22 protein-coding genes and 1 pseudogene are annotated in these 25,955 nt (G+C 47.6%); 14 read left to right on the forward strand and 9 right to left on the reverse strand.

What is annotated here, in order from left to right; genetic code table 11:
• The first annotated feature begins 325 nt into the window (after positions 1–325).
• Positions 326–1,591: a nodulation protein NfeD gene (locus tag FJ023_00210; GenBank protein ID MBM4445769.1), complete on the forward strand. Its 1,266-nt coding sequence runs from the start codon at positions 326–328 to the stop codon at positions 1,589–1,591.
• Entirely contained in the window at positions 1,588–2,349 is a 762-nt protein-coding gene (locus FJ023_00215; GenBank protein ID MBM4445770.1) for a slipin family protein, read from the forward strand. Before FJ023_00210 ends, FJ023_00215 begins: the two co-directional genes overlap by 4 nt.
• A gap of 43 nt (positions 2,350–2,392) precedes the next feature.
• On the opposite strand, the gene FJ023_00220 is transcribed toward FJ023_00215, so the two are convergent.
• On the reverse strand, positions 2,393–3,175 hold the full coding sequence (locus FJ023_00220) for a biotin--[acetyl-CoA-carboxylase] ligase (GenBank protein MBM4445771.1): 783 nt from the start codon (positions 3,173–3,175) through the stop codon (positions 2,393–2,395).
• Between the two features lie 158 nt (positions 3,176–3,333).
• Here FJ023_00220 and FJ023_00225 point away from each other — a divergent pair, with 158 nt between their 5' ends.
• From FJ023_00225 to FJ023_00235, 3 genes are all read left to right on the forward strand, one after another.
• Positions 3,334–4,101: an NAD-dependent deacylase gene (locus tag FJ023_00225; GenBank protein MBM4445772.1), complete on the forward strand. Its 768-nt coding sequence runs from the start codon at positions 3,334–3,336 to the stop codon at positions 4,099–4,101.
• 232 nt (positions 4,102–4,333) lie between these two features.
• Positions 4,334–5,428 carry a hypothetical protein gene (locus FJ023_00230; GenBank protein MBM4445773.1) on the forward strand — a complete coding sequence of 365 codons (1,095 nt, stop codon included), beginning with the start codon at positions 4,334–4,336 and terminating at the stop codon, positions 5,426–5,428.
• Between the two features lie 63 nt (positions 5,429–5,491).
• The gene (locus FJ023_00235; GenBank protein ID MBM4445774.1) at positions 5,492–6,802 is read left to right on the forward strand and encodes a hypothetical protein; all 1,311 of its coding nucleotides are present in this window, start codon (positions 5,492–5,494) and stop codon (positions 6,800–6,802) included.
• Between the two features lie 68 nt (positions 6,803–6,870).
• Here the strand turns inward: FJ023_00235 and purS are convergent, their stop codons facing one another.
• The 4 genes and pseudogenes from purS to purD all read right to left on the reverse strand — a co-directional run bounded on the left by purS (position 6,871) and on the right by purD (position 11,109).
• Positions 6,871–7,119, reverse strand: a complete 249-nt coding sequence (gene purS, locus FJ023_00240; protein MBM4445775.1) for a phosphoribosylformylglycinamidine synthase subunit PurS — start codon at positions 7,117–7,119, stop codon at positions 6,871–6,873.
• A complete protein-coding gene (locus tag FJ023_00245) occupies positions 7,106–8,020 on the reverse strand; it encodes a phosphoribosylaminoimidazolesuccinocarboxamide synthase (protein MBM4445776.1) in 915 nt (304 codons plus the stop codon). The genes purS and FJ023_00245 overlap by 14 nt, the downstream gene beginning before the upstream one ends.
• A gap of 12 nt (positions 8,021–8,032) precedes the next feature.
• Entirely contained in the window at positions 8,033–9,379 is a 1,347-nt protein-coding gene (locus tag FJ023_00250; protein ID MBM4445777.1) for an adenylosuccinate lyase, read from the reverse strand.
• A gap of 14 nt (positions 9,380–9,393) precedes the next feature.
• Positions 9,394–11,109: pseudogene (gene purD, locus FJ023_00255) on the reverse strand (phosphoribosylamine--glycine ligase).
• 236 nt (positions 11,110–11,345) lie between these two features.
• Here purD and holA point away from each other — a divergent pair.
• The 9 genes from holA (at position 11,346) to FJ023_00300 (ending at position 22,050) form a co-directional block, all read left to right on the forward strand.
• Positions 11,346–12,338: a DNA polymerase III subunit delta gene (gene holA, locus FJ023_00260; GenBank protein MBM4445778.1), complete on the forward strand. Its 993-nt coding sequence runs from the start codon at positions 11,346–11,348 to the stop codon at positions 12,336–12,338.
• 137 nt (positions 12,339–12,475) lie between these two features.
• Complete coding sequence (locus FJ023_00265; protein ID MBM4445779.1) at positions 12,476–13,756, forward strand: glucose-1-phosphate adenylyltransferase; 1,281 nt, start codon at positions 12,476–12,478, stop codon at positions 13,754–13,756.
• 9 nt (positions 13,757–13,765) lie between these two features.
• Positions 13,766–15,457 (forward strand): DUF1957 domain-containing protein, encoded by a 1,692-nt coding sequence (locus tag FJ023_00270; protein ID MBM4445780.1) that lies wholly within the window; start codon positions 13,766–13,768, stop codon positions 15,455–15,457.
• On the forward strand, positions 15,454–16,875 hold the full coding sequence (locus tag FJ023_00275; protein ID MBM4445781.1) for a glycogen synthase: 1,422 nt from the start codon (positions 15,454–15,456) through the stop codon (positions 16,873–16,875). Before FJ023_00270 ends, FJ023_00275 begins: the two co-directional genes overlap by 4 nt.
• Complete coding sequence (locus FJ023_00280) at positions 16,875–17,867, forward strand: ROK family protein (GenBank protein ID MBM4445782.1); 993 nt, start codon at positions 16,875–16,877, stop codon at positions 17,865–17,867. Before FJ023_00275 ends, FJ023_00280 begins: the two co-directional genes overlap by 1 nt.
• The gene (locus FJ023_00285; GenBank protein MBM4445783.1) at positions 17,840–19,165 is read left to right on the forward strand and encodes a hypothetical protein; all 1,326 of its coding nucleotides are present in this window, start codon (positions 17,840–17,842) and stop codon (positions 19,163–19,165) included. The genes FJ023_00280 and FJ023_00285 overlap by 28 nt, the downstream gene beginning before the upstream one ends.
• 45 nt (positions 19,166–19,210) lie before the next feature.
• Positions 19,211–19,432 (forward strand): photosystem reaction center subunit H, encoded by a 222-nt coding sequence (locus tag FJ023_00290; protein ID MBM4445784.1) that lies wholly within the window; start codon positions 19,211–19,213, stop codon positions 19,430–19,432.
• A gap of 19 nt (positions 19,433–19,451) precedes the next feature.
• Complete coding sequence (locus FJ023_00295; GenBank protein MBM4445785.1) at positions 19,452–21,626, forward strand: DUF1926 domain-containing protein; 2,175 nt, start codon at positions 19,452–19,454, stop codon at positions 21,624–21,626.
• Positions 21,627–21,810: 184 nt separating this feature from the next.
• Complete coding sequence (locus tag FJ023_00300) at positions 21,811–22,050, forward strand: hypothetical protein (GenBank protein MBM4445786.1); 240 nt, start codon at positions 21,811–21,813, stop codon at positions 22,048–22,050.
• Positions 22,051–22,101: 51 nt separating this feature from the next.
• Here FJ023_00300 and hemC read toward each other — a convergent pair whose 3' ends face one another.
• Genes hemC through FJ023_00320 form a run of 4 tightly spaced genes read right to left on the reverse strand, consistent with a single transcriptional unit; the run spans position 22,102 to position 25,947 of the window.
• Positions 22,102–23,022, reverse strand: a complete 921-nt coding sequence (gene hemC, locus FJ023_00305; protein ID MBM4445787.1) for a hydroxymethylbilane synthase — start codon at positions 23,020–23,022, stop codon at positions 22,102–22,104.
• A complete protein-coding gene (locus tag FJ023_00310; GenBank protein MBM4445788.1) occupies positions 23,019–24,299 on the reverse strand; it encodes a glutamyl-tRNA reductase in 1,281 nt (426 codons plus the stop codon). The genes hemC and FJ023_00310 overlap by 4 nt, the downstream gene beginning before the upstream one ends.
• On the reverse strand, positions 24,296–24,961 hold the full coding sequence (locus tag FJ023_00315; GenBank protein ID MBM4445789.1) for a bifunctional precorrin-2 dehydrogenase/sirohydrochlorin ferrochelatase: 666 nt from the start codon (positions 24,959–24,961) through the stop codon (positions 24,296–24,298). The genes FJ023_00310 and FJ023_00315 overlap by 4 nt, the downstream gene beginning before the upstream one ends.
• Complete coding sequence (locus FJ023_00320; GenBank protein ID MBM4445790.1) at positions 24,958–25,947, reverse strand: Lrp/AsnC family transcriptional regulator; 990 nt, start codon at positions 25,945–25,947, stop codon at positions 24,958–24,960. The genes FJ023_00315 and FJ023_00320 overlap by 4 nt, the downstream gene beginning before the upstream one ends.
• Positions 25,948–25,955: the final 8 nt, after the last annotated feature.

Below are 25,955 nucleotides of genomic sequence, written 5' to 3' on the forward strand. Positions count from 1 at the left end.
TTGCCTAGCAATGACATTTTTGGAGAGACCTCGGTGTTTCGAATTTGGGGAATTCGAATTTTGATATTGTTTGGGATTTGTAAAAGTTACATGTAGCCTCGACCCTTCAGGGTCGAGCACCCGAGGTTAAAACCTCGGGTCTGCATATTTTTGATTAACCTGCACTCAGGGTCAGGTCACGGCCTCACGCTGCATCAGTAAACACTGTCACAACCTGTGTTTGCTGTTAGCTGTTAGGTAAACTATAATTAGGCTGCTGACGGTGAAAGTACTCAAATCTATACTCAAACTCGGCTATCTTCTTTTTCTGGCCACCTTATGGGTCATGACTTTTGTGCCCAGTGGGGTCAATGCTGACTCGTCTGACATAGAAATCCTCAGTGTTGATGGCACCATAGTACCTGTGGTTGCCAACTACTTAGACCGTGGTATCAGCCGAGCCGAATCCAAAGGTGCTGTTTGCATCATCGAATTGAATACGCCGGGAGGGCTACTTAATGCCACAGAAGGTATCGTGCAGCGGATTCTGAATGCCAGAGTGCCGATTGTGGTTTACGTTTCGCCTAGCGGTAGCTGGGCAGCTTCAGCAGGGACTTTCATCACTATAGCGGCGCATGTAGCGGTTATGGCTCCAGGTACCAGCATCGGGGCGGCACACCCGGTAACTGTCGGCGAGGAAATGCCTGAAGAGGTTTCAAAGAAGGTAACCGAGTATTCTTCTGCCTGGATTAGGAGCATTGCTGAAGTACGAGGGCGTGACGCTGAACAGGCTGAACTGGCGGTTTCAGAAAGCAAGTCATTCACTGCATCTGAAGCGGTGGAGGCCGGGCTTATCGATTTTCAGGTTGATGATTTGGAAAGTTTGATTCGCCAGCTCGACGGCAGGGAAGTGACTTTAGTCAGCGGCAAAAAGGTCATTATTGATACCACCGACTATGCATTGACTAGAAATGAAATGAATCCTATTGAACGCTTCCTGCATGTCATCAGTGACCCTAATATCGCTTATATCCTGCTCAGTTTGGCCACCATAGGCTTAATTACAGAGATTTCAAATCCCGGGTTGATATTTCCTGGAGTTGTTGGCGGAATTTGCCTTTTTTTGGCTTTTTATTCCCTGGGTGTGCTCAACGCATATTGGGCTGGAGTGTTGCTTATACTCCTTGCCTTTGGATTATTTGTGGCTGAGGTTTTCACGCCGACTTTTGGCATACTTACGGCTGGGGGAATTACCTCGTTGGTTATCGGCTCCCTCGTTTTATTTAGTCATAGCTCGCCAGCAATGGAAGTAAACAGAGGTTTAATTGCCGGGGTGACTATTGGTATAGCTGCCTTCATAGTCTTTCTTGTCGGTGCAGTGGTTAGAGGCCAGAGAAGGCAGGTGGCGACTGGTGCTGAAGGGTTAATAGGTAAAGTAGCTATAGCCAAAACAAGCCTGGCTCCAAAGGGCACGGTTCTCGTTGATGGCGAGCTGTGGAAAGCCGTGATTGACAACGGTAAAGTAGAGTCAGGAGAGGAGGTGACGATAACCAAGGTCGAAGGACTGAAATTGTTAGTGACTCAAAGGAAAATTAAAGGGAGGAGAAGATGAATCTAATTCTTATTTTTGGCATTGCTATAGCAGCCATAATACTCCTGGCAGCGGCTATCAGGATTGTCAACGAGTATGAGCGCGGTGTTGTCTTCCGCTTGGGACGGTATGTTGGTGTTAGGGGACCCGGGCTTATCTTTCTAATTCCGTTTATCGAACGGATGGTCAAGATTGACCTCCGCGTTGTCACCATGGATGTCCCGACCCAGGAATGCATCACACTGGATACGGTTTCTGTTAAAGTTGATGCCGTGGTCTATTTCAGGGTTATGAAGCCTGAAGATGCTGTGCTCAATGTGGAGCAGTACATTAGAGCTGCTTCGCTGCTTTCACAAACCACTCTACGAAACGTTGTGGGCCAGTCTGAGCTCGAAGACCTGCTGGCTCATCGAGACAAAGTCAACGAAAAGCTCCAGACACTGATTGATGAAGGAACAGAGCCGTGGGGAATAAAGGTGAGCATGGTGGAGGTCAGAGACGTTCAGCTGCCCGATACGATGCAGCGGGCGATGGCAGCTCAGGCTGAAGCTGAGCGAGAAAGGCGAGCTAAGATTGTGCACGCTGAGGGTGAAGCTCAGGCTGCGGAGAAGCTGGCTCAGGCGGCTAAGATTATCGGCAGTCAACCATCTGCCCTTCAGCTTCGCTATCTTCAGACTCTGACCCAGATTTCTACTGAGAAAACTAATACAATAGTATTTCCCTTGCCAATAGACTTGATAACGCCTTTGCTCGGTAAGACCAGTGAGTCGAAGAAGTAGTTAGACTGTTACCCCCTGTCACCCATAAGGGGCAGGGGGTAAACTATTCTTTTAGTATCGTTACATCTCCGGCCACGATTTCGGTGAGGCTACCGTCAGCACGGCGCAGGATGAGATTGCCGTGTTCGGTGACTGTTTCAGCTTTGCCTTGTTCCACTGTCTCCCCAGTTTTAACCTGTATCCACCTGCCCAATGTCTCCATGTTTTCCTGCCATTCTCTGTATACAGGTGCTCCAGCTTGAGCTTCCAAATATAACCGTTCCAATTCAGATAACAGTGTGCTGGTAAGTTCAACCTTTGATATTCCTGTTCCTAGCTCATGCGACAGACTGGTAGCTATCCCGGCAATTTCGGGGAAAACCAGGGGGTCGAAATTGACATTTATTCCCATGCCGATAATGGCAAAATTTACCCTGCCCCCCTTGACCTCGTTTTCTATCAGGATGCCGCAGACCTTTTTGCCTTTAATCAGGACATCGTTGGGCCATTTGATCTGTGTCTCAAGGCCAGCAACTTTTTTGATAGCTTTGACCACAGCCAGAGAAGCTATCATGACAAGTTGTGGCAGGTTATCAAGAGAAGGCTTGAGAATAACCGACATAGCCAGACTGCCCTCAGGTGATAGCCATGTCCTACCAATCCGGCCTTTACCTGCTGTCTGCGTGCCGGCGATGACCACAGTCCCCTCAGCTGTTCCTTCTCTAACTAGCTCTTTGGCCGTCTTCATGGTTGTGGCCAGTCGGTGGTAATAATATAGCTGCCTGCCCACAAATTTAGTGTTTAAGCGATTTTGGATTGAGGCTTTTATGTCTTGGCTATTTAGCATACTTATCGTTTCCTCCGATAATCACTTCTCCTGGTTAGTATAGCGATAGCCTTAGGGTTATGTCTATTGATTTTAAGGGTAGACATCTTGACATTTTGGCCAAAGCCAATTAGCATTGTGATAGGACATTAAAAAGGCAGGACATGGAAGCGAAGGATCTGGATTATCTAGTTGATAAAGTTGCTGCCTTGATTGTGGAGGCGGACAGAGTTGTTGTCTTCACCGGAGCCGGTGTTAGCACGGAGTCGGGAATACCCGACTTCCGCAGCCCTGGCGGAATCTGGAGCAGGTTTGACCCCGATGACTTTACAATCCAGAAGTTCATGAGCAGTGAGAAGACTCGGAGGATGCAGTGGCAGATGATGGCTGAGGGTAGCCTTCTGAAAGACGCTGACCCGAATCAAGCTCATCATGCTGTTGCTGAACTCGAAAAACTTGGCAAGTTAACCTGTGTCATAACTCAAAATATCGATAACCTGCATCAAAAGGCAGGAAATTCTCAAGACAAGGTCTTTGAGCTACACGGTAATATGAAATGGATTAGATGTATGAGCTGTGATAATCGCTTGCCTATTGAGGACATTCTCCAGAGGTTAACGAAGGAAGAAATACCCGATTGTCATCTATGCCATGGCATTTTGAAGCCGGATGCCGTTTTCTTTGGCGAGGCATTGCCGCAGAAGACATTAAACGATGCCATTCACTATTCCCGTAATTGTGACCTTTTTATTGTCATTGGCTCCACCCTTGTTGTTTATCCGGCAGCTTATATGCCTACGTATGCTGTGGAGTCTGGAGCTAAGCTGGTCATTATTAACCTCACCTCCACACCCATGGATTCGAAGGCTACGGCATGCATTAACAGCAAGGCTGGGGAGGTGATGGTCAAGATTGTGGAGAGGGTAAGAAGTCAATTATCATCTTGAAACAGGTTCATTAAAAAGTGGAAGACCGCGTTGAAAAGAGTAGCAAGGCTGAGCGAAGGCAGCAGAAGAAAGCCAGGAGGAAATTCAGGCTTCATGGTGGCAGCCTCAGAGTTATATATCAGAACGCCGTCAGGCGGAGGCTAAGAGAAAAGAAATAGCTGTGTAAGGTAGCCTAACAAGGTTTTTAAGATGTTGGATTCCGACAATTCGAATTTTGTTTGGAGGTAAGGATATGAAGAAATTGTTATTTCCAATCGTTCTAGTTTTGACTTTAGCTGTTGGTTGTCTACCTGCTCTCCTAGCTGCTAATCAACCACCCACTGCCTACATAGATTCTGTATCGCCGGCTAATGCCGCCCTGGGTGAAACGGTGACTTTAATCGGCCACGGCGTTGACCCCGATGGCACCATAGTCGCTTATAATTGGCAGTCGAGCCTAGACGGTGATTTGGGCGCTTTGGCGAGCTTTAAAACTTCGTCTTTATCGCAAGGAACCCATACAATTTGGTTTAAGGTTCAGGATGATAAGGGAGGTTGGTCTAAGGAAGTTTTAACAACTGTCATTGTTGTTCCTAGCGGAGGAGGCAAGCCGGTGGTTAACTTATTTGAGGCTAATCCAGGGAGGATTGTTCCAGGCGGGCCATCAACGCTTAGCTGGAGTGTTTCTGGGGCTGCAACGGTCAGTATAGATCAGGCAATAGGCAATGTTGCCTTGAGTGGAACCAGAGCAGTGTCGCCAACCAAGACAACGACCTATACTTTGACAGCTACCAATGTGGTTGGAACTGTGACGGCTACGGCCCAGGTTGTGATTGCTGAGCTGCTTCCCAGTAATGTGATACTGTATTCCATTGCAGCAGAGGATGGGCAAGTAAGGCGAGATGGCTATGTTAGTCAGGAGCCAGACGTCGGCGACACAAAATCAGGCACAGCCATCCAGGCTTTTTTGAGCTTTGATATTTCCATGATACCTGAAGGTGCTACTATTAAATCGGCGGCGCTTGATATAACGGCTGCTTATAGTCTTGGCGAGCCGTTCAGTAAGCTCGGCATGCTTTTTGTTTACGATTGCCAATACCAGACTCTAGGCGCCACCGATTTTGTTATTGGCCCTGTACCTGGAGCCTTGCAGACTATCCCAAATCCACCATCGCAGCCTATTGCCTCTTATACATTGACTACCGCTGTTCAGAAGCGAGTTGATGCTGGAAGTCCCCGTTTTCAGCTTCGCTTTCAGTTTGAAAAACCTCAGTTCTATAACAGTCAGGCTGATTATTTAGACTTGGGGGGTGGTAGAAGTCGACTTATCATTGAATATCAGTATTGACATATAAAGCGAATAGCTTGTTGTAATCACAGCTTTCTGTTAAATTATATTGGGAGGTGAAACATGAAAAAGTTGATTCCTTTACTTCTGCTGGTGATGGTGGTGGTGCTTGCTGGCGGCTGTGATTTGACTGGGCTCACTGTAACCACTACCACTCAATCGCCGGTCATAAGCTCCTTTGGTGTCGAGCCAACAACTATTGCTCGTGGCGAGTCGGCGACGCTTAGCTGGAGTGTTGTTGGGGCGACAAAAGTCAGTATTGACCAAGGGATAGGTAATGTGGCTTTGAGCGGGAGGAGAGCTGTAATGCCGGACGTGACTACTGTCTATACCCTGATGGCAACTAATGCGGTTGGGGTGAGCGTTCCAGCTACGGCTGAGGTCATAGTTACAGGGGCGCCGTCCGCACCTGAGCCGACGCCTACACCAACACCCATGCCCACCGGTCTGCCTGTGGTCAACTACTTCATATCTGACCCTGATCCGCCCATTATACCCATGGGCGGTTCCATTACCTTCAGCTGGAGTGTGTCCAATGCCACATTGGTGACTATTGACCCTGGAGTTGGCCCTGTTGGCTTTGTGGGGACTATAGCTGTATCACCGGTGACGAGCACTAATTACACTTTGACGGCAAGCAATGCCGTTGGGTTGTATTACATGACCATTCCGGTTATGGTTACTGGGGCACCAGCTGCGGGTGAGCCAGACTTGATTATCGAGGACATTTCGCGGTCAGGTGATAAAATCAGCTATAAGATAACGAATCAGGGTGGTGCCGCAGCCGGGCCAAGCACCTCAACCTTGCTTGTCGATACTGTTGTGGTAGCAAATGATAATGTAGGCTCTGTGGCTCCGGGTGAGTCGAAAACCGAGACATTTACTCTTTACACGTATAATTGTACGCTCCCTGGGGATACTGCAGAAGTGCGAGCTGACACCGGCGGTGCCGTGACTGAAGCCTCTGAAGCTAATAATTCGTACGCTGAGTCGTGGTCGTGTCTTCTTGTGGTCGGCCCTATGCTTAAAATTAAGTTTCCGGACCTGGTAATTGAGGATATCTGGGTGGTGCCCGAAATAACCGGAGATATAATTCATTACCGGATAAAAAATCAGGGTGGTGCAGATTGCACTGCGACTACTACTACGTCCTTGTTTAAGTACCCTTGTGCTACACCATGCTTCGCCGTGGCAAGTGACAGTGTGTTGCCGCTGGCGGCTGGTGCAAGCCGAGAGGAGAAATTCGCCGGCTATAAATTTAGCGGGACAGGTGGCATTTTCTGTGGTGTAAAAGTGGAGGCTGACAAAAGTGGCGCTGTGGTGGAGGAAAGCGAAACCAACAATTCACTGAGTAAGGACTGCACTGACCTGTAAAAAGAGGTCAAACACCGTGCTTGCCACAGGTGTGGTGAATTGTGGTGTTGGATAGGGAGAGGAAAGGGCTAAAGCTTCTCTAGGTCGAAGCGATAGTTTTCGATGACTGGGTTGGCCAGCAGTTTGCGACACATCTCGTTCACCTGCTCCTTGGCTTTGGTCAGGTTTTTCTCTTTGATTCGGACCTCGATGTATTTACCGGCACGGACATCTTCGACCGAGGCAAAGCCGAGATTGTGCAGGGCACCTTTTATGGTTAAACCTTGTGGGTCGTTCACCGTTGGCTTGAGTGTGATATAGACTTTAGCTAGGTACATCTTGTAGTGTCCTTCCAGTCAGTCGTTGGTATGCTTCAACATAGCGGCGAGTTGTAGCCTCGATTACTTTAGGCGGCAGCATGGGTGCTGGCGGCTCCTTGTTCCAGCCCGCAGCTACCAGCCAGTCGCGAACCGGCTGCTTGTCCAGGCTGGGTTGAGAGCGTCCCACAGTATATTGAGCAGCGTCCCAGAAACGACTTGAATCTGGCGTCAGTAGCTCGTCAATCAGGATAAGCTTGCCATCAACAAAGCCGAACTCTAACTTGGTATCGGCAATGATAATATCCCGTCCTCTGGCGTAGTCTCGGGCGTAGTGGTAAACAGCCAAGCTCTTTTCCTCAAGCTCACCAGCGGTGGATTTCCCCACCAGGTTTTCCAGCTCTTGTTTTTTGAGAGGCTCATCATGTCCGGTTTCGGCTTTGGTGGTTGGTGTGAATATGGGTTTAGGCAGTTCCTGGCTTTCTTGCAATCCTTTGGGTGCCGACATGCCTGATATGGTTCCAGCTTCTTTGTATTCTGCCCAGGCTGAGCCTGAAAGATAGCCCCGAACTACGCATTCAACGGGAACGCGCTCAGCTTTGAGAGTAATCATAGACCGGCCGATAAGATAGTCCGGCAGGGTGTTTTCAGATGGGAAGTACCGCTTGAATGAATTTGTTGCGTCAACCGCTGCTACCAGATGGTTAGGCATAACTTGGCTCGTCTTTTCAAACCAGAAACATGAGAGCTGGTTGAGCACCCTGCCTTTATCTGGAATGGGGTCAGGCAGGACAACGTCGAATGCGGAGAGGCGGTCAGTAGAAATGATTAGCAGCTTATCACCCAGGGCATAAGTGTCACGTACTTTTCCCCGGCAGAATAGAGGAAGACCTAAATTTGCCTCGTATAAGACTTTTGACATAATGTTACCAACTCAAAGTGCTTGTGGTGCCACTTCCGCTGCTTTAACTGTCTTGGCCCTCTTTTTCTCGGTTAAACCTAGCCGGCGGAAAATTTCATCCACGTGTCTGACGAAATAGTTGTAGTCGAAAAGTGACTTTAATTCTGATTCAGATAGATGAGCTGTTACCTCGGTATCAGCTTTGAGCAGGTTCAAGAAGCTGGTTTTTTGTTTCCAGGCCTTCATGGCGTTTCGCTGGACTAATTCGTAAGCTTTTTGTCGGCTCAAGCCTCTGTCTATTAATGCTATGAGTACACGCTGGGAAAAGACTAAGCCTTGAGTAAGCTCAAGGTTTCGGCGCATATTCTCGGGATAGACCTGAAGGTCTTTCATCACTGAAGTGAATATGTTCAGGATGTAGTCCAGAACCAGGCAGGAGTCGGGGAGAATTACTCGTTCATTGGAAGAATGGCTGATGTCCCTCTCATGCCATAAGGCGATATTTTCCATGGAAGTTAGGGCATAACCTCTTACTAGCCGTGCTAGCCCGCAGACGCGTTCACAGAGCTCTGGGTTGCGCTTGTGGGGCATGGCCGAAGAGCCGGTTTGTCCAGCCGCGAAAGGCTCTTCAGTTTCCAGAACTTCGGTTCGTTGTAGGCTTCTGATTTCGGTGGCGAATTTCTCCAGTGAGCTGGCGATGATAGCCAGGGTGGTGACGAACTGGGCGTGGCGGTCGCGCTGGATAATCTGGCTTGATATCGGCGCTGGGGTTAGCCCTAGGTTAGTGCAGGTTTTGTCTTCAACTTCCGGTGGCACAGTGGCATAGCTGCCTACGGCTCCAGAGATTTTGCCGACGCTGATAATTTTTTCCGCTTCAGTCAAGCGAAAGACATTGCGTTTCATCTCCTGTGCCCATAGAGCCAGTTTGAGGCCGAAGGTAATAGGCTCAGCGTGAACGCCATGCGTCCGTCCTATCATTAGGGTGTGCTTGTGCTCAATAGCTTTATCTTCCAGAACTGAGATCATCTCAGCAATGTCTTGAGCTAGGAGTTTTGAAGCCTCTTTCAGTTGTAGGCTAAGGGCAGTATCCATGACATCGGAGGAGGTGAGTCCGAGGTGAATGAAGCGAGACTCCTCACCGAGTCCTTCGGCTACTGCTTGAAGGAAGGCGGTCATATCGTGGTGAGTTATTTTTAGAATTTCGCCGATGCGCTCCAGACTAAAACCAGCTTTCTTTATTTTGGGTATAGCCTCTTTGGGGATGGAACCTATTTCTGCCCAGGCTTCACAGACAGCTATCTCTACCTGAAGCCATTTATTGAACTTGTTTTCTTCAGACCATATTTTTTTCATCTGTGGTCGGGAATAACGCTCAATCATGGTTCTCTCCAGAATTATCCTTCTGCCAGCTTCTGTCTGTATTTTTCATAGGCATCTCGTATTTCTTCATATTTAACGCCTAGGATTTGGGCAGCTAATAAAGCTGCGTTTTTAGCACCTGATGTACCGATGCCGACACAAGCCACGGGCACACCGGCAGGCATCTGGACAATAGAGTAAAGAGAATCCACGCCTTTGAGCTCGCTGGTAGGTAGCGGCACACCAATGATTGGTAGTGTTGTCCAGCCAGCTAGGATGCCGGGAAGGTGGGCAGCAGCGCCGGCGGCAGCAATTATAACCTCTATCCCCCGCTCTCTTATCTTAGAACCATAGTCACGAACTTTGTTTGGGTTTCTGTGAGCTGACAGGATTGAGAATTCATATTCGATATTTAGCTGTTTCAGCATATCTAAAGCTGGTTGTATTAATGGCTCGTCTGTTTTGCTGCCTATGACTATGGCGACTAGAGGCATTCAGTTGACCTCCCTGGCTGCGATGTCCTTGCGGTAATGACAGCCCTCAAAATGAATACGAGGCAGATTCTGGTAGACTTTGGCTCTGGCCTCAGCCATGGTTTTGCTGGTAGCTGTTACTGTGAGCACTCGTCCCCCATCGGTATATACTTGTGAATTCTGGTCAAGCTTAGTCCCGGCATGAAAGACCAAGATCTCTTCATCCAACTTGTCCAGTCCTGTGATAAGAAAGCCTGTCTTGTAATTCCCAGGGTATCCAGCCGATGCCATCACCACACCAATGCAGGCGTCGTTATTCCACTCTACAGCCACTTCGCTGAGTCTATTATCTACTATAGCCAAGAGGATGTCCACTAAATCAGTCTGCAGCCGAGGTAAAATCGCCTGAGTCTCCGGGTCGCCGAATCGGGCATTAAATTCTAACACTTTTGGGCCATCGGTGGCTATCATCAGCCCGGCGTAGAGTACCCCTTTGTAAGGCATGCCTTCATGTGCCATTGCCCCTACCGCTGGTTGCAGAATGGTTTTCATTACCTGCTGGGTCAATTTGGCGTCAAAGAACCCGGGTGGGCTGTAGCTGCCCATGCCACCGGTATTAGGCCCTTGGTCATTATCAAACACCCTCTTATAATCGCAAGCTGGAACCATGGGAATAACGGTCTGGCCATCGGTGAAGGCTAAAAGGCTTACTTCTTTGCCGGTGAGACATTCCTCGACTACCACACTGTCACCAGCGGAACCGAAAATCTTAGATTCCATAATATCTGACAGGGCTTTTTGAGCTTCTTCTGTAGAACCGGCTACGATTACTCCTTTGCCGGCTGCTAGCCCATCAGCCTTAACAACGACTGGTGTTGGCTGAGATTCCAGATATCTCTTGGCTTCAGAGTAGCTGGAGAAAATAGTACCATTGGGGCAAGGAATACCATGTTTTTGCATTAGATTTTTGGCGAAGATCTTGCTCGATTCTATTTGCGCAGCGGTTTTTGTCGGTCCGAAGATGGTTAGACCTAAGCGCTCAAAATGGTCTACAATTCCTGAAGCTAAAGGTGCTTCCGGGCCAACAACTGTTAGGTCAATGCTGGTGTCCCGGGCAAATTTAGCTAAGGCATCTATATCGTTGGGGCGTATGTTCTGATTATGAGCGATGGATGCTGTGCCAGCGTTGCCTGGTGCGACATAGAGTTTTTTGACTTTGGGGCTTTGGGCGATTTCCCAGGCCAGGGCATGTTCTCTAGCTCCACTGCCGATGACCATTACTTTCAAAGCAATATTCCTCTTTACTCAATCCTTGATAATTGAAATGGCTATTGCTCCGCGTGTCTGCGCTGAAAACGGTGTTGGAGAATCTCCTAAGTTTCGGCCAGCTAAATGAGTATAGCCAGTAGTCGAGGCAAAATCAAGTGCTTTTGTCTGAGTATTTTCGTTTGTCCCAGAATTTATTTTGCACAAGGCAATTCTCTACTGTGATAGAATGTAGTGGGAAATAGAGCTTGTTCTACATACTCTACGGGAAAGACGATTTCTCTCTCCAGCAAGCACTGGAGGAGATAAAAAGTGAGCTGGGCAACCAGGAGATGCTGGCAGTTAATATCAACATGTTGGATGGCCAGCAGCTAAGCCCAAGCCAGCTCAAGGATGCCTGCAGTGCCGTCCCATTCTTGTGCTCCCACAGGCTAGTCATCGTTAAAGGCTTGCTGGGACGTTTCGAATTAAAGTCTGGGTCGGAACGACGAGCGACTCGCTCTAGAGCGAAACTTGACTCAGCGCTGGAGGAATGGATTAAGCTGGCCGAATATGTCAAGCAGATGCCACCGACTACTGTGCTGGTCTTAATTGATGGCGAAGTGAAGTCTAACAATCGTTTTTTGAAGTCCCTAGCGTCGCTGGCCAAAGTTAAGGGTTTTGCTCCGTTTAGTGATAGAGACCTGGGCGAGTGGATACAAGAGCGGGTAACACAAGGTGGTGGCACCATCTCACCCGGAGCAGTCAAGCTGCTGGTTGGGCTTGTCGGTGCCGATTTATGGACTGTGAGCAGCGAAATAGATAAGCTACTTGCCTATTGTTCAGGTCAGGTTATCACCGAGGACAGTGTCAAACAGGTAACGAGTTATGCCAGAGAGGCTAATATCTTTGCCCTGGTGGATGCTATTCTTGAGGGGCGAAGAAAGGTGGCTCAGCAATTGCTCCATCGATTACTTCAGGAGGGGGCCTCTCCTTCTTATGTTTTAACTATGATTACACGGCAGCTTCGTTTAATAGTCATGGCTAAAGACCTGGGTTCCAAATTGTCTCGACCTGAAAATCGAGACAGGCTGGAACTGACTTCGGACTATGGCTTGGAGAAGGCAGTAAGGCAAGCCAAGGCATACACTTTAGAGCGGATAAAAAAAGCCTATCACCAACTCTTGGAAGCTGATATCGCTATCAAGACCGGTAAATATGATGGTGACCTGGCTCTTGAACTTCTGGTTGTTGAACTTTAACAGGGTTAACCTGCAAGGTCTTGCAGAATTTCTCTCACCTCAGCAAGCGCTCACCCCTTTCACGGCAAATACGAATAATTCGACATTCGAAGCGAATTTGGACTAAAATAGACAATGAAGCCAGTGGGGGTGATGATATGAACCGGGTGTTAGCTATGATTTTGGCCGGCGGTGCCAGCGAAAGGTTGAGTATTCTGTCTGCAGAAAGGGCTAAACCGGCAGTACCTTTTGGTGGCAAATACCGGATTATCGATTTCACCTTGAGCAATTGTGCCAATTCTAGGATTTCTAATGTAGCTGTGCTTACTCAATTTAATCCTCGCTCTTTGGTCCAACATATCGGTGTCGGTAGGCCTTGGGATTTAGATAGGACTACCGGTGCGGTTGTCCTGCTTCAGCCCTTTCTGAGCCGGTCAACTCGAGACTGGTACAAAGGCACGGCCGATGCTGTCTACCAGAACCTTTATTATGTGGAAGATCAAAAAGTAGATGAAGTCCTTATTCTAGCTGGCGATCACATTTATACTATGCGCTATGACCATATGATACACACCCATCGTAACAGGCAAGCTGATGTTACCGTGGCGGTAACTGAAGTGCCTTTGTCAGAAGTTTCGAGATTCGGCATCATTACGCTAGACCATAATGAGCGTGTAATCAGTTTCCAGGAGAAACCGAGGACTGCTAAGAGCAACCTTGCTTCGATGGGCATATATGTTTTCGATAAGAATGTTCTGATTGATTGCCTTGAGGAGTATGCTCAAAGGAAAGGCGGTCATGATTTTGGACAAGACATTTTGCCGGAAATTATCGGAAAGCATAAAGTCTATGGTTACAGGTTTCGCGGCTACTGGCGGGACGTGGGCACTATCGAATCCTATTGGCAAGCTAATATGGATTTGATTGTCGATTTACCTGATCTGAACCTTTATGATGCGGCGGCTGAAGTTCGGACTGTGCACCGGGATAGACCACCAGCAAAGCTTGGACCAAATGCCCAAATAGCAAAGAGCCTAGTGTCCAATGGTGCCATTATTAATGGTAATGTGGAGAGGTCTATTATCTTTCCTGGTGTGTTTGTTGAGGATGATGCTGTGGTAAGAGATTCGATTATTTTTGATGATACTACTGTGGGTGGGGGAGCCATCGTTGACAAGTCTATTGTTGATAAACAGGTTTGGATCAGTCCGGGTAGCCATATTGGTTATGGTGATGACTTTACACCCAGCAAAGAGGAAACAGACAACCTGAACGCTGGTATAACCGTGGTTGGCAAAGGGGCCAGGATACCGAGCGGGGTCAAAATAGGCCGCAACTGCAAGATCGGTTGCTGGGTAGATAGCGCTGATTTCCCATCCAAGCATATCCCCAGTGGAGAGAGTGTGTCCAGTAAGGCACCACGGCGTCATCCCTTATAGGAGGTGAAAATGAAAACTGGAGGATTTACCTTTGTCTTACATAGTCATCTTCCTTATTGTCGTAATGCTGGGCGTTGGCCGCATGGTGAGGAGTGGATTCATGAGGCGGCTTCAGAAACATACATTCCACTGCTTGATGCTCTTTATGACCTAAAACAAGAAGGCTGCGCTTTCAAGTTGACTTTGGGTATCACCCCAGTGCTAGTTGAGCAGTTGGCTGACCCGTTAGTAATTGACCATTTAGTCGAATTCATTGAAGACAAAATCTATCGGGCTCAGGGAGACGTAAAGCGATTTGATAAAGCCGGAGAAGGCCATCTCCTTTACTTAGCCCAATTCTACCTTGACTACTATCAGCATGCACTTACGACTTTCAATGAGAGATTCGGACGAAATATAGTCTCTGCCTTTAGACAGTTGCAGGATGAAGGATATATAGAGATAGCTACTAGTGCAGCTACACATGCCTATTTGCCATTGCTTGAGCGTGATTCTTCTATCTACGGTCAATTACAAACTGGCAAGAGAAACTATAAGCGACATTTTGGTGTCGACCCATCATCCATTTGGCTTCCTGAGTGTGGTTATCGTCCTGCTTATTATGCTGGCAGCTCCGGCAAGAGCCATGTTAAGCCTGGCTTAGAATCTTTCCTAGCCCAGCTTGGTTTGACCTGTTTCTTTGTTGAAACTCATACTGTGGAAGGTGGTGAGCCTGTAGGTAAAGCCAGGGAAGAAGTTATCGGCCCCTATGCCAGTATGTCACGGCGCTACGTAGTGCCGCTGCCCCAATATTCAGAACCAACGCAGAGGACTACCTATTTGCCTTATTGGGTGCGGACACCGGAGGTTGCTGTCATCGGCAGAGATAATCGAACTAGCATGCAGGTATGGTCTGCTGAATGGGGTTATCCTGGTGACTTCAATTATCGCGAGTTCCATAAAAAGGATGGCATTTCCGGGCTTCAGTATTGGAAGATTACCGGAGCTAAGTTAGATTTGGCTTACAAGGAATATTATGACCCTTATTGGGCAGATAAGCGTGTTGCTGAGCATAGTTCTCATTATGCTCATTTAGTCAACGAGTCGATGACAAAATTCTATCAGGAAACTGGCAAATTTGGCATTATCGCTGCAGCTTATGATACTGAGCTTTTTGGGCACTGGTGGTTTGAGGGTGTTAGCTGGCTGAAGCAGGTTTTACGACATCTAAGTCAAAGCGAATTGGTGGAATTGACTACAGCCAGTGAGTTTGTAAGGAAACATCCGCCTGAAGATGTGTTAGCCTTGCCAGAGAGTTCTTGGGGGTTGGGTGGTGGGCATTTCACGTGGCAGAATGCTGATACCGATTGGGTCTGGCCGATTATTAACTCGGCTGCATTGAGAATGGAAGAGCTAGTGGCCAGACATCCTAAAGCCGATGGGACGATGAAGGAAATCTTAAATCAGGCAGCCAGAGAATTGGTACTGCTACAGTCTAGTGACTGGCCTTTTCTGATAACCACTGGCCAGGCTCGCCACTATGCGGAAAATCGTTTCCTGGAGCATGTAAACCGTTTTCAGCAATTGGCTGACATAGCTGAATCGGGACGGCCGGATAAAGCAGACTTGACTCTTTGCCATCAGCTATGGGAGCTGGATAAAGTTTTTCCCCACATGGACTACCGTTCCTTTGCTGATAGGGAAGGCAAAGTCATTTCATGAAGGTCCTCTTTGTTGCTGCAGAAGCCACTCCGCTGGTGAAGGTGGGTGGCCTGGCAGATGTCATTGGCTCTTTACCTAAAGCACTTATTGAAATTGGGCATGATGTGCGAGTGATAATGCCAAGATATGGCATTATTGATTCTGGCAAATTCCCCGTGTCACCGGTAATTGATAATTTGAATATAGAGGTAATGAAAACTACCGAAGGAATGTCTCTGAAAGTAACTGAGCTTGACAGCAAGGTCAAAGTTTATCTGGTGGATAGTGATGGTTTTCGTAATTCTATCGAAGTGTACGGCAAAGGTGAGCTGGAGCGCTTTCTTCTCTTCTGTCGGACTGTTTTGGATATATTGCCTAAGTTGGACTGGCAACCTGAGATAGTTCATTGCCATGACTGGCATACTGCATTGGTTCCCCTATGGCTGAAGAAAAAAGATTATGCTTATTCTTCGATTTTCACCATTCATAACCTAGCCTATCAGGGATTCTTCGACCGTGGCTTTCTGGTTGATTACGGGATGGAGCAAGATTGGCAATGTCGTCCAGCCGGTGCACCTGAAGCTCCGCTTAATTTCATGAGTCAAGGTATTCTTTGGGCTGACATGGTGACGACGGTTAGCGAGACCTATGCAAGGGAGATCTTAATTCCAGAATATGGGGTGGGGCTTGACTATCTCTTGCGTTACCGACAGGATAAGCTCTTTGGGATAGTTAATGGATTGAGCTACGAAGAGTTTAACCCAGCAACTGACGCTTTTATACCGACCAGGTATGATATTTCCACAGTAGGCAATAGAATTACTAATAAGCTTGCCCTGCAGAAACTGGCTGGTTTTGCTGAGGATGCCGGTGTACCGCTTATCGGGATGGTGTCACGTCTTGATGAACAGAAAGGTCTTGATATATTAAGTGCTAGCTTTGATACTTTATTCCAGAATACGGAAGCTCATATTGTTATCCTGGGAAAGGGTAGGGAAGAGTATCATGATTTGCTTAGACAAGCAGCCAGTAGGCATCCTCAGCAATTGGCCGTGTTTATTGATTTTGATGATGCCTTAGCCCGTCTTATTTATGCGGGCTGCGACATGTTTTTAATGCCATCTCGGTTCGAACCATGTGGCTTGGGGCAGCTGATTGCTATGCGCTACGGGGCTGTGCCTGTGGTTCGTCACACTGGCGGATTGGCCGACACGGTTCGTGACTTATCTCAAGACCTTAATGAGGGCAGCGGTTTTGTTTTTCAGGATTATGATTCTGGCGCCATGTTAGATGCTATTCAGCGCGCGGTGAATAGCTGCAAAAAGAAAGCTTGGCAGAATGTGATGCGACGTGTAATGACACTGGATTTTTCTTGGCAGGCCTCCGCCAAGAAGTATGAGTCTCTTTATCGTAAGGCTCTGGAGTTGACGAAATCGTGATGATAAGTGGCGAACGGCCGGTATTAACTGTAGACCTGGGTGGCACCAAGATTATCGCTGCGGTGGTTTTACCTGACGGTAAGGTATTATCGCGAAATTATTGCCTGACCATGGCTGATAAAGGCCCTGATATCGTAATCGATAGAATAATGTTTGCCGTGAATGGGGCTATGGCTCAAGCGAGAATCAAGACATCTGAGCTGATTGGCTTTGGCATTGCTGCTGCTGGAATCTTGGACACGAAGAAAGGAATCGTAACCACTTCACCTAATTTGCCGCATTGGCGTAATGTTCAGTTGCGCGATATTCTAGCTGAAAAGCTGGGCATTGTTACTTATATAATCAACGATGCCAGTGCTGCTGCACTAGGGGAGCATCGCTTTGGAGTTGGGAGGGGATTTGATAATCTAATCTATCTTACAGTGAGCACCGGTATTGGTGGTGGTATAATCATAGACGGCGAACTTTATTCTGGGGCTGATGGCTGTGCCGGAGAACTGGGGCATATGACGATAAAGGCTGATGGGTCTCAATGCCATTGCGGCAATTTCGGTTGTCTTGAGGCATTGGCTTCGGGCTGGGCTGTGGCTAAAGAAGCGATGACACGCATAAATCGGGGGGAAAGAAGTTCTATTGTCGAGCTTGCTGATGGCAGACTTGAAAACATTACTGCGGAGAAAGTAGCAATGGCGGCCAGACAAGGTGACCAGCTAGCCTGTGATATAGTGGCTGAAGCTGCTAATTATCTGGGTGTTGGCTTGGCGAATTCGGTCAATATCTTTAATCCCGAGTTGATTGTTATCGGCGGCGGTTTGTCCAAAATTGGATATATGCTGCTGAAACCAGCCCGGAAGGTGGTTAAAGAAAGGGCTTTTCGGTTGCCTGCTGATACAGTGCGTATCGTTCGGGCTCGCCTTGGCAGCAATGTCGGGATAATCGGTACTGCCGCTTATGTTTTCGAGCAATGTTTGGAAACAGGAGCCAAGGTATGATTTACTGGGCACCTCTTTTCCATTTCTATCAACCTCCGACTCAAACCGCCAGCATGCTGATGAAAATAAGCAATGAGGCATATCGGCCATTGCTGGATGTCTTCAGCGAATTTCCACATGCCCATGCCACCATCAATATCAATGGTGTGCTTACTGAGATGCTGGGGCAATGTGGCTATTCTGATGTATTGACTAAATTGCGTAAATTAGCTGGAGATGGGCAAATTGAATTTACCGGTTCAGGCAAATACCATCCAGTACTGCCTCTGATACCAACGAAAGAGATGGAACGGCAGATCAGGCTTAATTATCAGACCAACCGAAGTTTCTTGGGTGACGCTTATGTCCCTAGAGGCTTCTTTCCTCCTGAGATGTGTTATTCCAGGGATATAGTTGATCCGATCATTGAATCCCGTCATGAGTGGATTATTCTGAGTGGCATTGCCTGTCCGGTGGCCTGGCCGATGAATGTGATTCATGAAATCAGTAGTGGAGAGGATAAGCTGGTTGCTTTTTTCCGTGATGACATATTAAGCAATAAGATTAGCTTTCGGGGTATTGATGGCCCAGGCTTTATTGAGCACCTGAAGCGGTTGTACAACGGCGAAGGTGATATATATGTTGTTACTGCTATGGATGCCGAGACCTTCGGGCATCATATTCAGCATTGGGACAAGTTGTTTCTGTCGCAAATTTTCGAGACCCTCGAGCCTATGGCAAACCATGATAAAACCATGCACGAACAGAAACCTCTTGCCGAGCAGCACCGACGACTGTTCGAGTTCGAAAAAGACAAAGAGGACAGGCAGATAAGGATAGTCACTATGGGTGAGCTGCTCGAGATTTTTCCCAGGGGGAATCAGGTTGAGCCGAAACCATCATCTTGGAGCACTTCGGCAGATGATATACAAATGCAAAATTACTATCCTCTGTGGAAAGACAAGAATAATCCGGTGCACCAGATGCAGTGGGAACATCTTTCTATTACTATGGATCTAGCTCATAAGGCAACAAAACTGGCGGACAATGACGCCAGCTCTCAGTTTGCCAACATCGCCAGAGAAACTCTGGATGCAGCGCTCCATAGCTGTCAGTTCTGGTGGGCTAGTAAAAAGCCGATGTGGGACATAAACATGGTTTACCGTGGCTTAAATCTCCAGCGCGAAGTTTTACTGAATGCTTACAAGGCGATATCTACCGGTGGCAGTAAACCGGAGATGAAGAAGGAATACTATTATAAGGTGGTAGCGGCAAGGTATATATTTGACCAGATTACAGACAGCCTGTATATGGATTAGATATAACGGGGTGAAAATATTAATTGATAAGGAGGTAGGTAACAGATGAAGGCCAAGGAGCTATTTGGCAAACAAGTTATTGATGCCAATGCTAAAGTGGTGGGCAAGATTGTGGATGTAGGCTTGGATATCGAAGAAGCGACGATTAATGGTATTTTAGTTAAAAAGGGATGGGCCAAGAAAGTGTCAATATCTCCGAGGAATATCGATAGGATCGGGGATAAGGTCTTATTGAAAGTCACCAAGGATAGGAAAAAGAAAATATAATCTGGTCAACGAGCATTCATTGAAACAAATTCATCTTGGTCTGGCCATCCATAATCATCAGCCATTAGGTAACTTTCCCTGGGTCTTCGAGCAGGCTTACCAGCAGGCATATTTGCCTATGGTTGAAGCACTGGAGAGACATCTGTGTATCCGTCTTTCCTTGCACTATAGCGGTTGCCTTATTGATTGGCTGGAGCAAAACCACCCTGAATTCTTAAGCCGACTGGCCGAGTTGGTGAATCGAAATCAGATAGAGATCATAGGCGGTGCCTATTATGAGCCTATCTTGCCGTCTATTCCCGATGTGGATCAATTAGGACAGATTGCCGAGATGGCTGCTTTCACCAAGCAACGATTCGGTATAAAACCTACTGGGCTATGGCTAGCGGAGCGGGTCTGGGAACCACATCTGGCTAAGATTCTAGCTGAAGCAGGTGTGGAGTGGACGATGGTTGACGATAATGCCTTCAAATCGCTGGGGCTGGATGAGAGAAGTCTTTTTGGCTACTACCTCACCGAGGAGCAAGGTTTTTCGGTAAAGGTGTTTCCTATCAGTAAGCGCCTGCGTTATTCTATACCCTGGCATGATGTTGAGGAAGTTATTAATTACCTGGGCAGTGAAGCTTCGGATAAAGAGGATAAGATTGCTATATTGGGCGATGACGGTGAGAAATTTGGCATATGGCCGGGAACTTATGAGTATTGTTGGCAGAAGGGATGGGTGGATAATTTCTTCACTGAACTGGAAGCTAACCAGGATTGGCTACATACCATCCCGCTTGGTGAATACTCCCGCCGGGTTCCACCTGTAGGCAGAATTTATTTGCCCTGCGCTTCTTATGATGAGATGCTGGAGTGGTCTCTGCCAGCCGACAAATCTTGGGAATATACTAATCTTAAACGTCAGCTTGAAGCTGAAGGACGCCATAATGTAACTCAATTTATGTATAGTGGGTTGTGGCGCAATTTTTTAATCAAATACCCGGAGATAAACCGGATGCATAAGAAAATGCTCCGTGTCCACCACAAGGTTTATCAAGCTCGCACCATTGGTAAAGGCGACTGTGGACTGCAAGAACTGTGGAAAGGGCAATGCAATTGTCCGTACTGGCATGGTGTCTTCGGTGGGATTTACCTGGCTGATATTCGGGCAAGTACTCACAGCTATCTGGTTCAGGCTGAGAGCAAAGCTGACAACATAATCCATCAGTCCCGTTCATGGCTAGGAAGACGTTTCCATAGAAAGCACAATTGGCTGGAATGGCAGATAGATGACTTTGACAATGATGGTAATGAAGAGTTACTGGTTGATAGCGATAGCTTTTCTGTTTATTTAAGCCCCAAGGAAGGTGGCTCTGTTTTTGAATGGGACCTTCGCCGTCACCAGTATAACGTGTTAAGCACGCTGGCTAGAAGGCCGGAGGCTTATCATAAAGCTCTGACTGAGCCAGTTTATGAGGAGCAAACAGGTGGAGGTAGTATTCCTAGCATACATGACCTGATAATGGTGAAAGACGAAGACTCGTTACGCCATTTAGTCTATGACAGGTATCTCCGCTCCAGCTTTATCGACCACTTTTTTAGCCCGGCCACGAAGCTTGAGGAATTTGCCAATCAGTCTTATGACGAGTTGGGGGACTTTGTTGGTCAGCCTTACGAGTTCCTTGTAGAGCAGAAAGGCGATGAAGTGAATATTTTATTGAGGCGGAGTGGAGTTGTACAGATTCAATCACGGAGTCTACCCTTTGAGGTGCAAAAGGCAATCAGGTTGGTGGTTGGAGACGAGAAAATGGATATAAGCTACCGAGTGAAGAACATAAGTGGCTCATCAATTCAGGCTGTTTTTGGCAGTGAGTGGAATGTGAATTTGCTTGGCGGCGGACATAATGAACAGGCCTATTATCATATACCTGGAGTTGCTCTGGACGACCATCATCTCGATTCCTGGTGTGAGCTGATGGATGTCGAAGGGATAGCCTTGGGCAATCGGCATTTGGACATAGAGCTGGAATTGAAAGCGAGGCCAAAAATCAGCTTGTGGCATTTCCCCGTGGAAAGCATCTCCAATTCCGAAGGGGGCATAGAAAGGATATATCAACAAAGTTGTCTACTTGCCATGCTGTCGCTCGACTTGCCATCGGGCGGGATAGCTAAGTTTAATCTTACTTGGCTGGCTAAGTCACCGATTGTTTAGGTGTTTACTTTCGGAGGAGTCGGTATATAGAGACTCTCCTGATGTTGGTATACGGAATATGCAAAAAGCTATATAGGAATTGCGAAATGTTAACCGGAAACTCTAAAATATCTAAGAGAGAAATGGTAAGGCAAATGGGAACATCAGCTCAACTAGCGATGGTATTATAAAAGGAGTTAGTGTGATGGAAGAAGCAAAATATGCAATAGGACAGAGAGTAAAAGTTATATCAGCCCCAAATCCGAAATTCGAACAATATGTGGGCAAGAGTGGGGTTGTTGTCGAAAATTTTGCAATACCTACAAATGACTTGGCGGCAAAGGAAGCCCTCGGCCTATCTGGGACTAATTCTTTGTACTTTTATGCTGTTAATATTGATGGCCTCGATGTTGAAGGGCTAGCTGAAGAGGCGTTACAGCCATAAAACAACCATAAGCAAGCAGACCTCTTTATGTCTGGCTCTGTATTGGCTTGCTCACTGAGATTTTGGCTTAGCAATGTATTGAAGTGCACCCATCTCTGTCATTTTCCGAGCTAGATGCTTTCCAATTTGCTCGTAGTGTAGTGCATCGCCTTCTTTGGTGGCACGCAGAATGTGGTCACCATCGGCACTGGCCACCATTCCGCTTAGTTTTAAGACGTTGTTTGAAACGGTGCCGATGGCAGCTATTGGCGCACGGCAGCCACCACCGAGCGCCTGCAAGAATGCTCGTTCAGCAGTTATGCATTGCCATGTCGGCTCATCATTTATTGCGGAGAATAGCGCTGTAATCTCCTTGTCTTCGGAGCGTGTTTCTATTCCCAATGCTCCCTGTCCCACCGCTGGCGTAAAATGCTCTATTGGTAAGTATTCTGTTATTCTATTTTCCCAGCCCATGCGTATCAGGGCAGCAGCTGCTACGATGACACCGTCAACTTCGCCATCACAGACCTTTCGTAGTCGGGTATCAATGTTCCCCCGTATATCGCATATCCTAAGGTCAGGGCGAAGGGCGAGTAGCTGAACAGCACGCCTGTGACTTCCCGTACCTATCTTTGAACTTGGGGCAAATTCGGCAAGCCTTCCAGCCCTGGAGACAAGGACATCTCTGGGGTCAAGCCTTGTGGTTGTCGCAGCTAGCGTCAGCCCGTCAGGAATTTCTGTTGGTAAATCCTTAAGGCTGTGGACGGCTAAGTCGATTTGATTATCCAGAAGTGCCTTTTCCAGTTCTTTGACGAATATACCTTGCCCGGCAAATTTGTCCAGGGTGGTAGCGCTGCATCGGTCGCCTCTGGTTGTTGTTTTGATAAGGCGAGCTTCCAGCCCAGGGAATGCCTCTTTGAGTTTGGTCAGCAACCATTCAGCTTGAAGGACAGCCAGTTTGCTGCCGCGGGTACCGATAGTGATTTCCCTCATTCGGGCTCATCTCTGTCGAGCTGGAAAAGCTCGGTGACCAGCGTAATGTAGTCATCTCTTTTGTGGGTATCCTTCTTGAGGTACTGAATGGGGTCATGAAGTATCTTCTGCACTATGGCTTCGGTCATAGCCTCCAAGCTCTCTTGCTCCTCTGCAGATAGCTGCCGTAGCTTCTTTAGGGTCATATCAAGCTGTGTCTGGCGTATGGAGTCTGCCTTTCTCACCAGGCTGCTTATTACCGGCTTGACTTCAAAAGACTGCCACCAGGAGGTAAATCTCTTAACTTCGGATTCCACAATTTCCATAGCATTATGTATCTCAGTCTCTCTCTGTTTGCGGTTCAGTTCTGAGAGATGGATGAAGTCGTCAATGTCATAGAGAAATACATTGCTAATACGTTTTACCCCTGGCTCTACATCACGAGGGACAGCGATGTCAATAATTGCCAGAGGGCGGTTGGAGCGAGCTGACATGGCATTTTCTAATGTCTTTAGGTCAAGTATAACGTGAGGTGCTCCGGTGCAACTGATGGCTATATCGCAGGTAATCAGCTCTTGGCCAAGACTACCTATATCTACTGAGTTTCCGCCCAGTGCTGTGGCAAGAGCTGATGCTTTTTCATACGAACGGCTGGTAGTAGTAATCTGTGCGATACCTCTTTCTTTGAGGGCCTTGGCTACTAATCTTCCGGCTTCTCCAGTGCCGATGATAAGGGCTTTGCATCTGGTCAAATCGCCGATAGCCCTGGCTGCCAGCTCAACTGCCACAGAGCTCACGGAAAGGGCATTCCTGCTGATCCCCGTCTTCTCCCTTACCTGTCTGCCCACCCTAAGTGCATGATGGAAAAGGTTTCGTAGCGGATGTCTTACCATACGAGCCTTGTTGCCTTCTTCCAGGCTCTGCTTCACCTGCCCTAAAATCTCGAACTCGCCGATAATCATAGAGTCAAGCCCGGAAGCTACGCAAAAGAGATGCTTGACTGCCGCCTCATTCTGGTAACAGTAAAGATATGGCGATAGGTCGGCATCCGAGATATTTGCCCAGGCTTTGAGGAAGTCTATGCCTGGTTGGGAAGAGTAACCGCTGTCGGTCACGGCATAGACCTCAATACGGTTGCAGGTAGAAAGTATGAGTCCCTGGGATACGTATTTACGCAACAGGCTCAGGGCATCGGAGATGTGGTCACTGCTTACTGCCAACCTCTCTCTGATTTCAATTGGCGTGGTGCTGTGATTCACACCCATCACATGAATCTGTATTCCGAGCGACTTCTTCATAGTTCTTTTTGTTCCAGTGTCTTTAGTTTCTTAAGCATGATTTCCTTGGCTTCTCGGTTTTTCCCATGTCTCAGCAGCTCAATAAGCGAGTTCAGGTTTAGGACTTCTTGCCAGGCATCGCTGCTGGCTGTAATTCCATCCTGCTTAAGTTCAGAGCGAATCTCATCAGCAAGCATGGCTAGTTGGGAATATTCAGCCTTAAAGCCTTTTTCTAACTCGTGCCTGATTTTTCGGGCTAGTGCTGGGCTTTTGCCGGATGTGGAGACAGCGACGATAACGTCACCACGCCTGAAATAGGAAGGGGCAATAAAATCGGAACTATCCTGGTTGTCCGCAGCGTTTACTAATATTCCCAGCTTTCTTGCTTCAGTAGCCACGCCTTCATTTATTTTGGTATCATCGGTCGCGGCTATGGCGATAAAGGCATCCCGTAAATCTTCTGGCTTGTAGTCCCTGTGGATTGCTCGGATGGCTCCATCTTTTGCCAGTCGATTCAGCTCTGGGCAGAAGGTGGGGCTGACAATCTCCACATTAGCGCCGTGTTCTAGCAGCGTTTGTACCTTGCGCAGGGCTATGTCGCCTCCACCGACCACCAGGCACTTCTTACCTTGAATATTGAGTACAATAGGATAGTATGGAGATGCTTTCTCGTGCCTTTTCATACTGGATATCTAACCCTGGTCTTTTTTACCTCTTTGGTGCTGAAAAGCAGTACCAGCGCATTTCTGTCAAGCCCCGTCTCTGAGCATATTTTATCAGCTATGGCTCGGCAGGTCTCCTTAGCCTTGGCATGCATCATGGCAAATAGATTGTAGGGCCAGATAGGGCCTGTCTGCCTTTGATAGCAGTGGCTTATTTGTGGGAGTGTGGCTATCTTTTTGCCTGCTGTCTCCACCGTATCCGATGGTACTCTCCAGCAGGCCATTGCATTAGCCGTAAATCCAAGTTTGTTATGGCTTATGGAGGCGCTGAAGCGTCGCATAATTCTGCGCTGCAAAAGGGTCTGGCAGTTGCTTAAAAATTCGTCTACATCCATTGATAGTCTTGTTGCCATTGAGTCAAAGGGCTTCGTTGTTACAGGAAGGTCTTGTTGCAATTCATTGATGACAGCCCGGTCTGCAAGAGATAGCTCGAAGTCAGTACCCGAAAGCCTGTTATAATGGGAAACCATATTTGGCGTTGACATATTATGACCAACAAGGTCGAAGTAAGTTCCTATCTTAAAGGTTTTTACTGCTGGCAGGTTTAATGTTGCCTCGGCTTTGATTTTGTTCCCCAACTCATAAACTTTGCTCCCTATGTCCTCAGCTACAGGCATGGCTAGTGTGAACCAGAAATTGAAGTCATGGCCGCGTTCGTAGCAATGACTTACCATGGGATGTGCGCTGATGATTTGACCTGCCTCATTTAGCTGTTTTGGGGGAATTTTCATTGCTACCAGGGTAGTCTGGTAGCCGAGCTTTCTTGGATTAAGAACGGGACTTATTAGGCGGATGATTCCTTTTGCTTTTAACCGCTCGATCCTCTGGATTGCCTCGTTACTTGCTATACCTAGACGCAGCCCCAGGACGGTGAACGGCTCTCGGCTCAAAGGGAAATCTGCCTGGATGATGTTGAGCAGGTTTTTGTCTATGTCATCGAATTCCATGGCCTATA

It is taken from the genome of Chloroflexota bacterium (assembly GCA_016875875.1).
Lineage (GTDB): Bacteria > Chloroflexota > Dehalococcoidia > GIF9 > UBA5629 > 9FT-COMBO-48-23.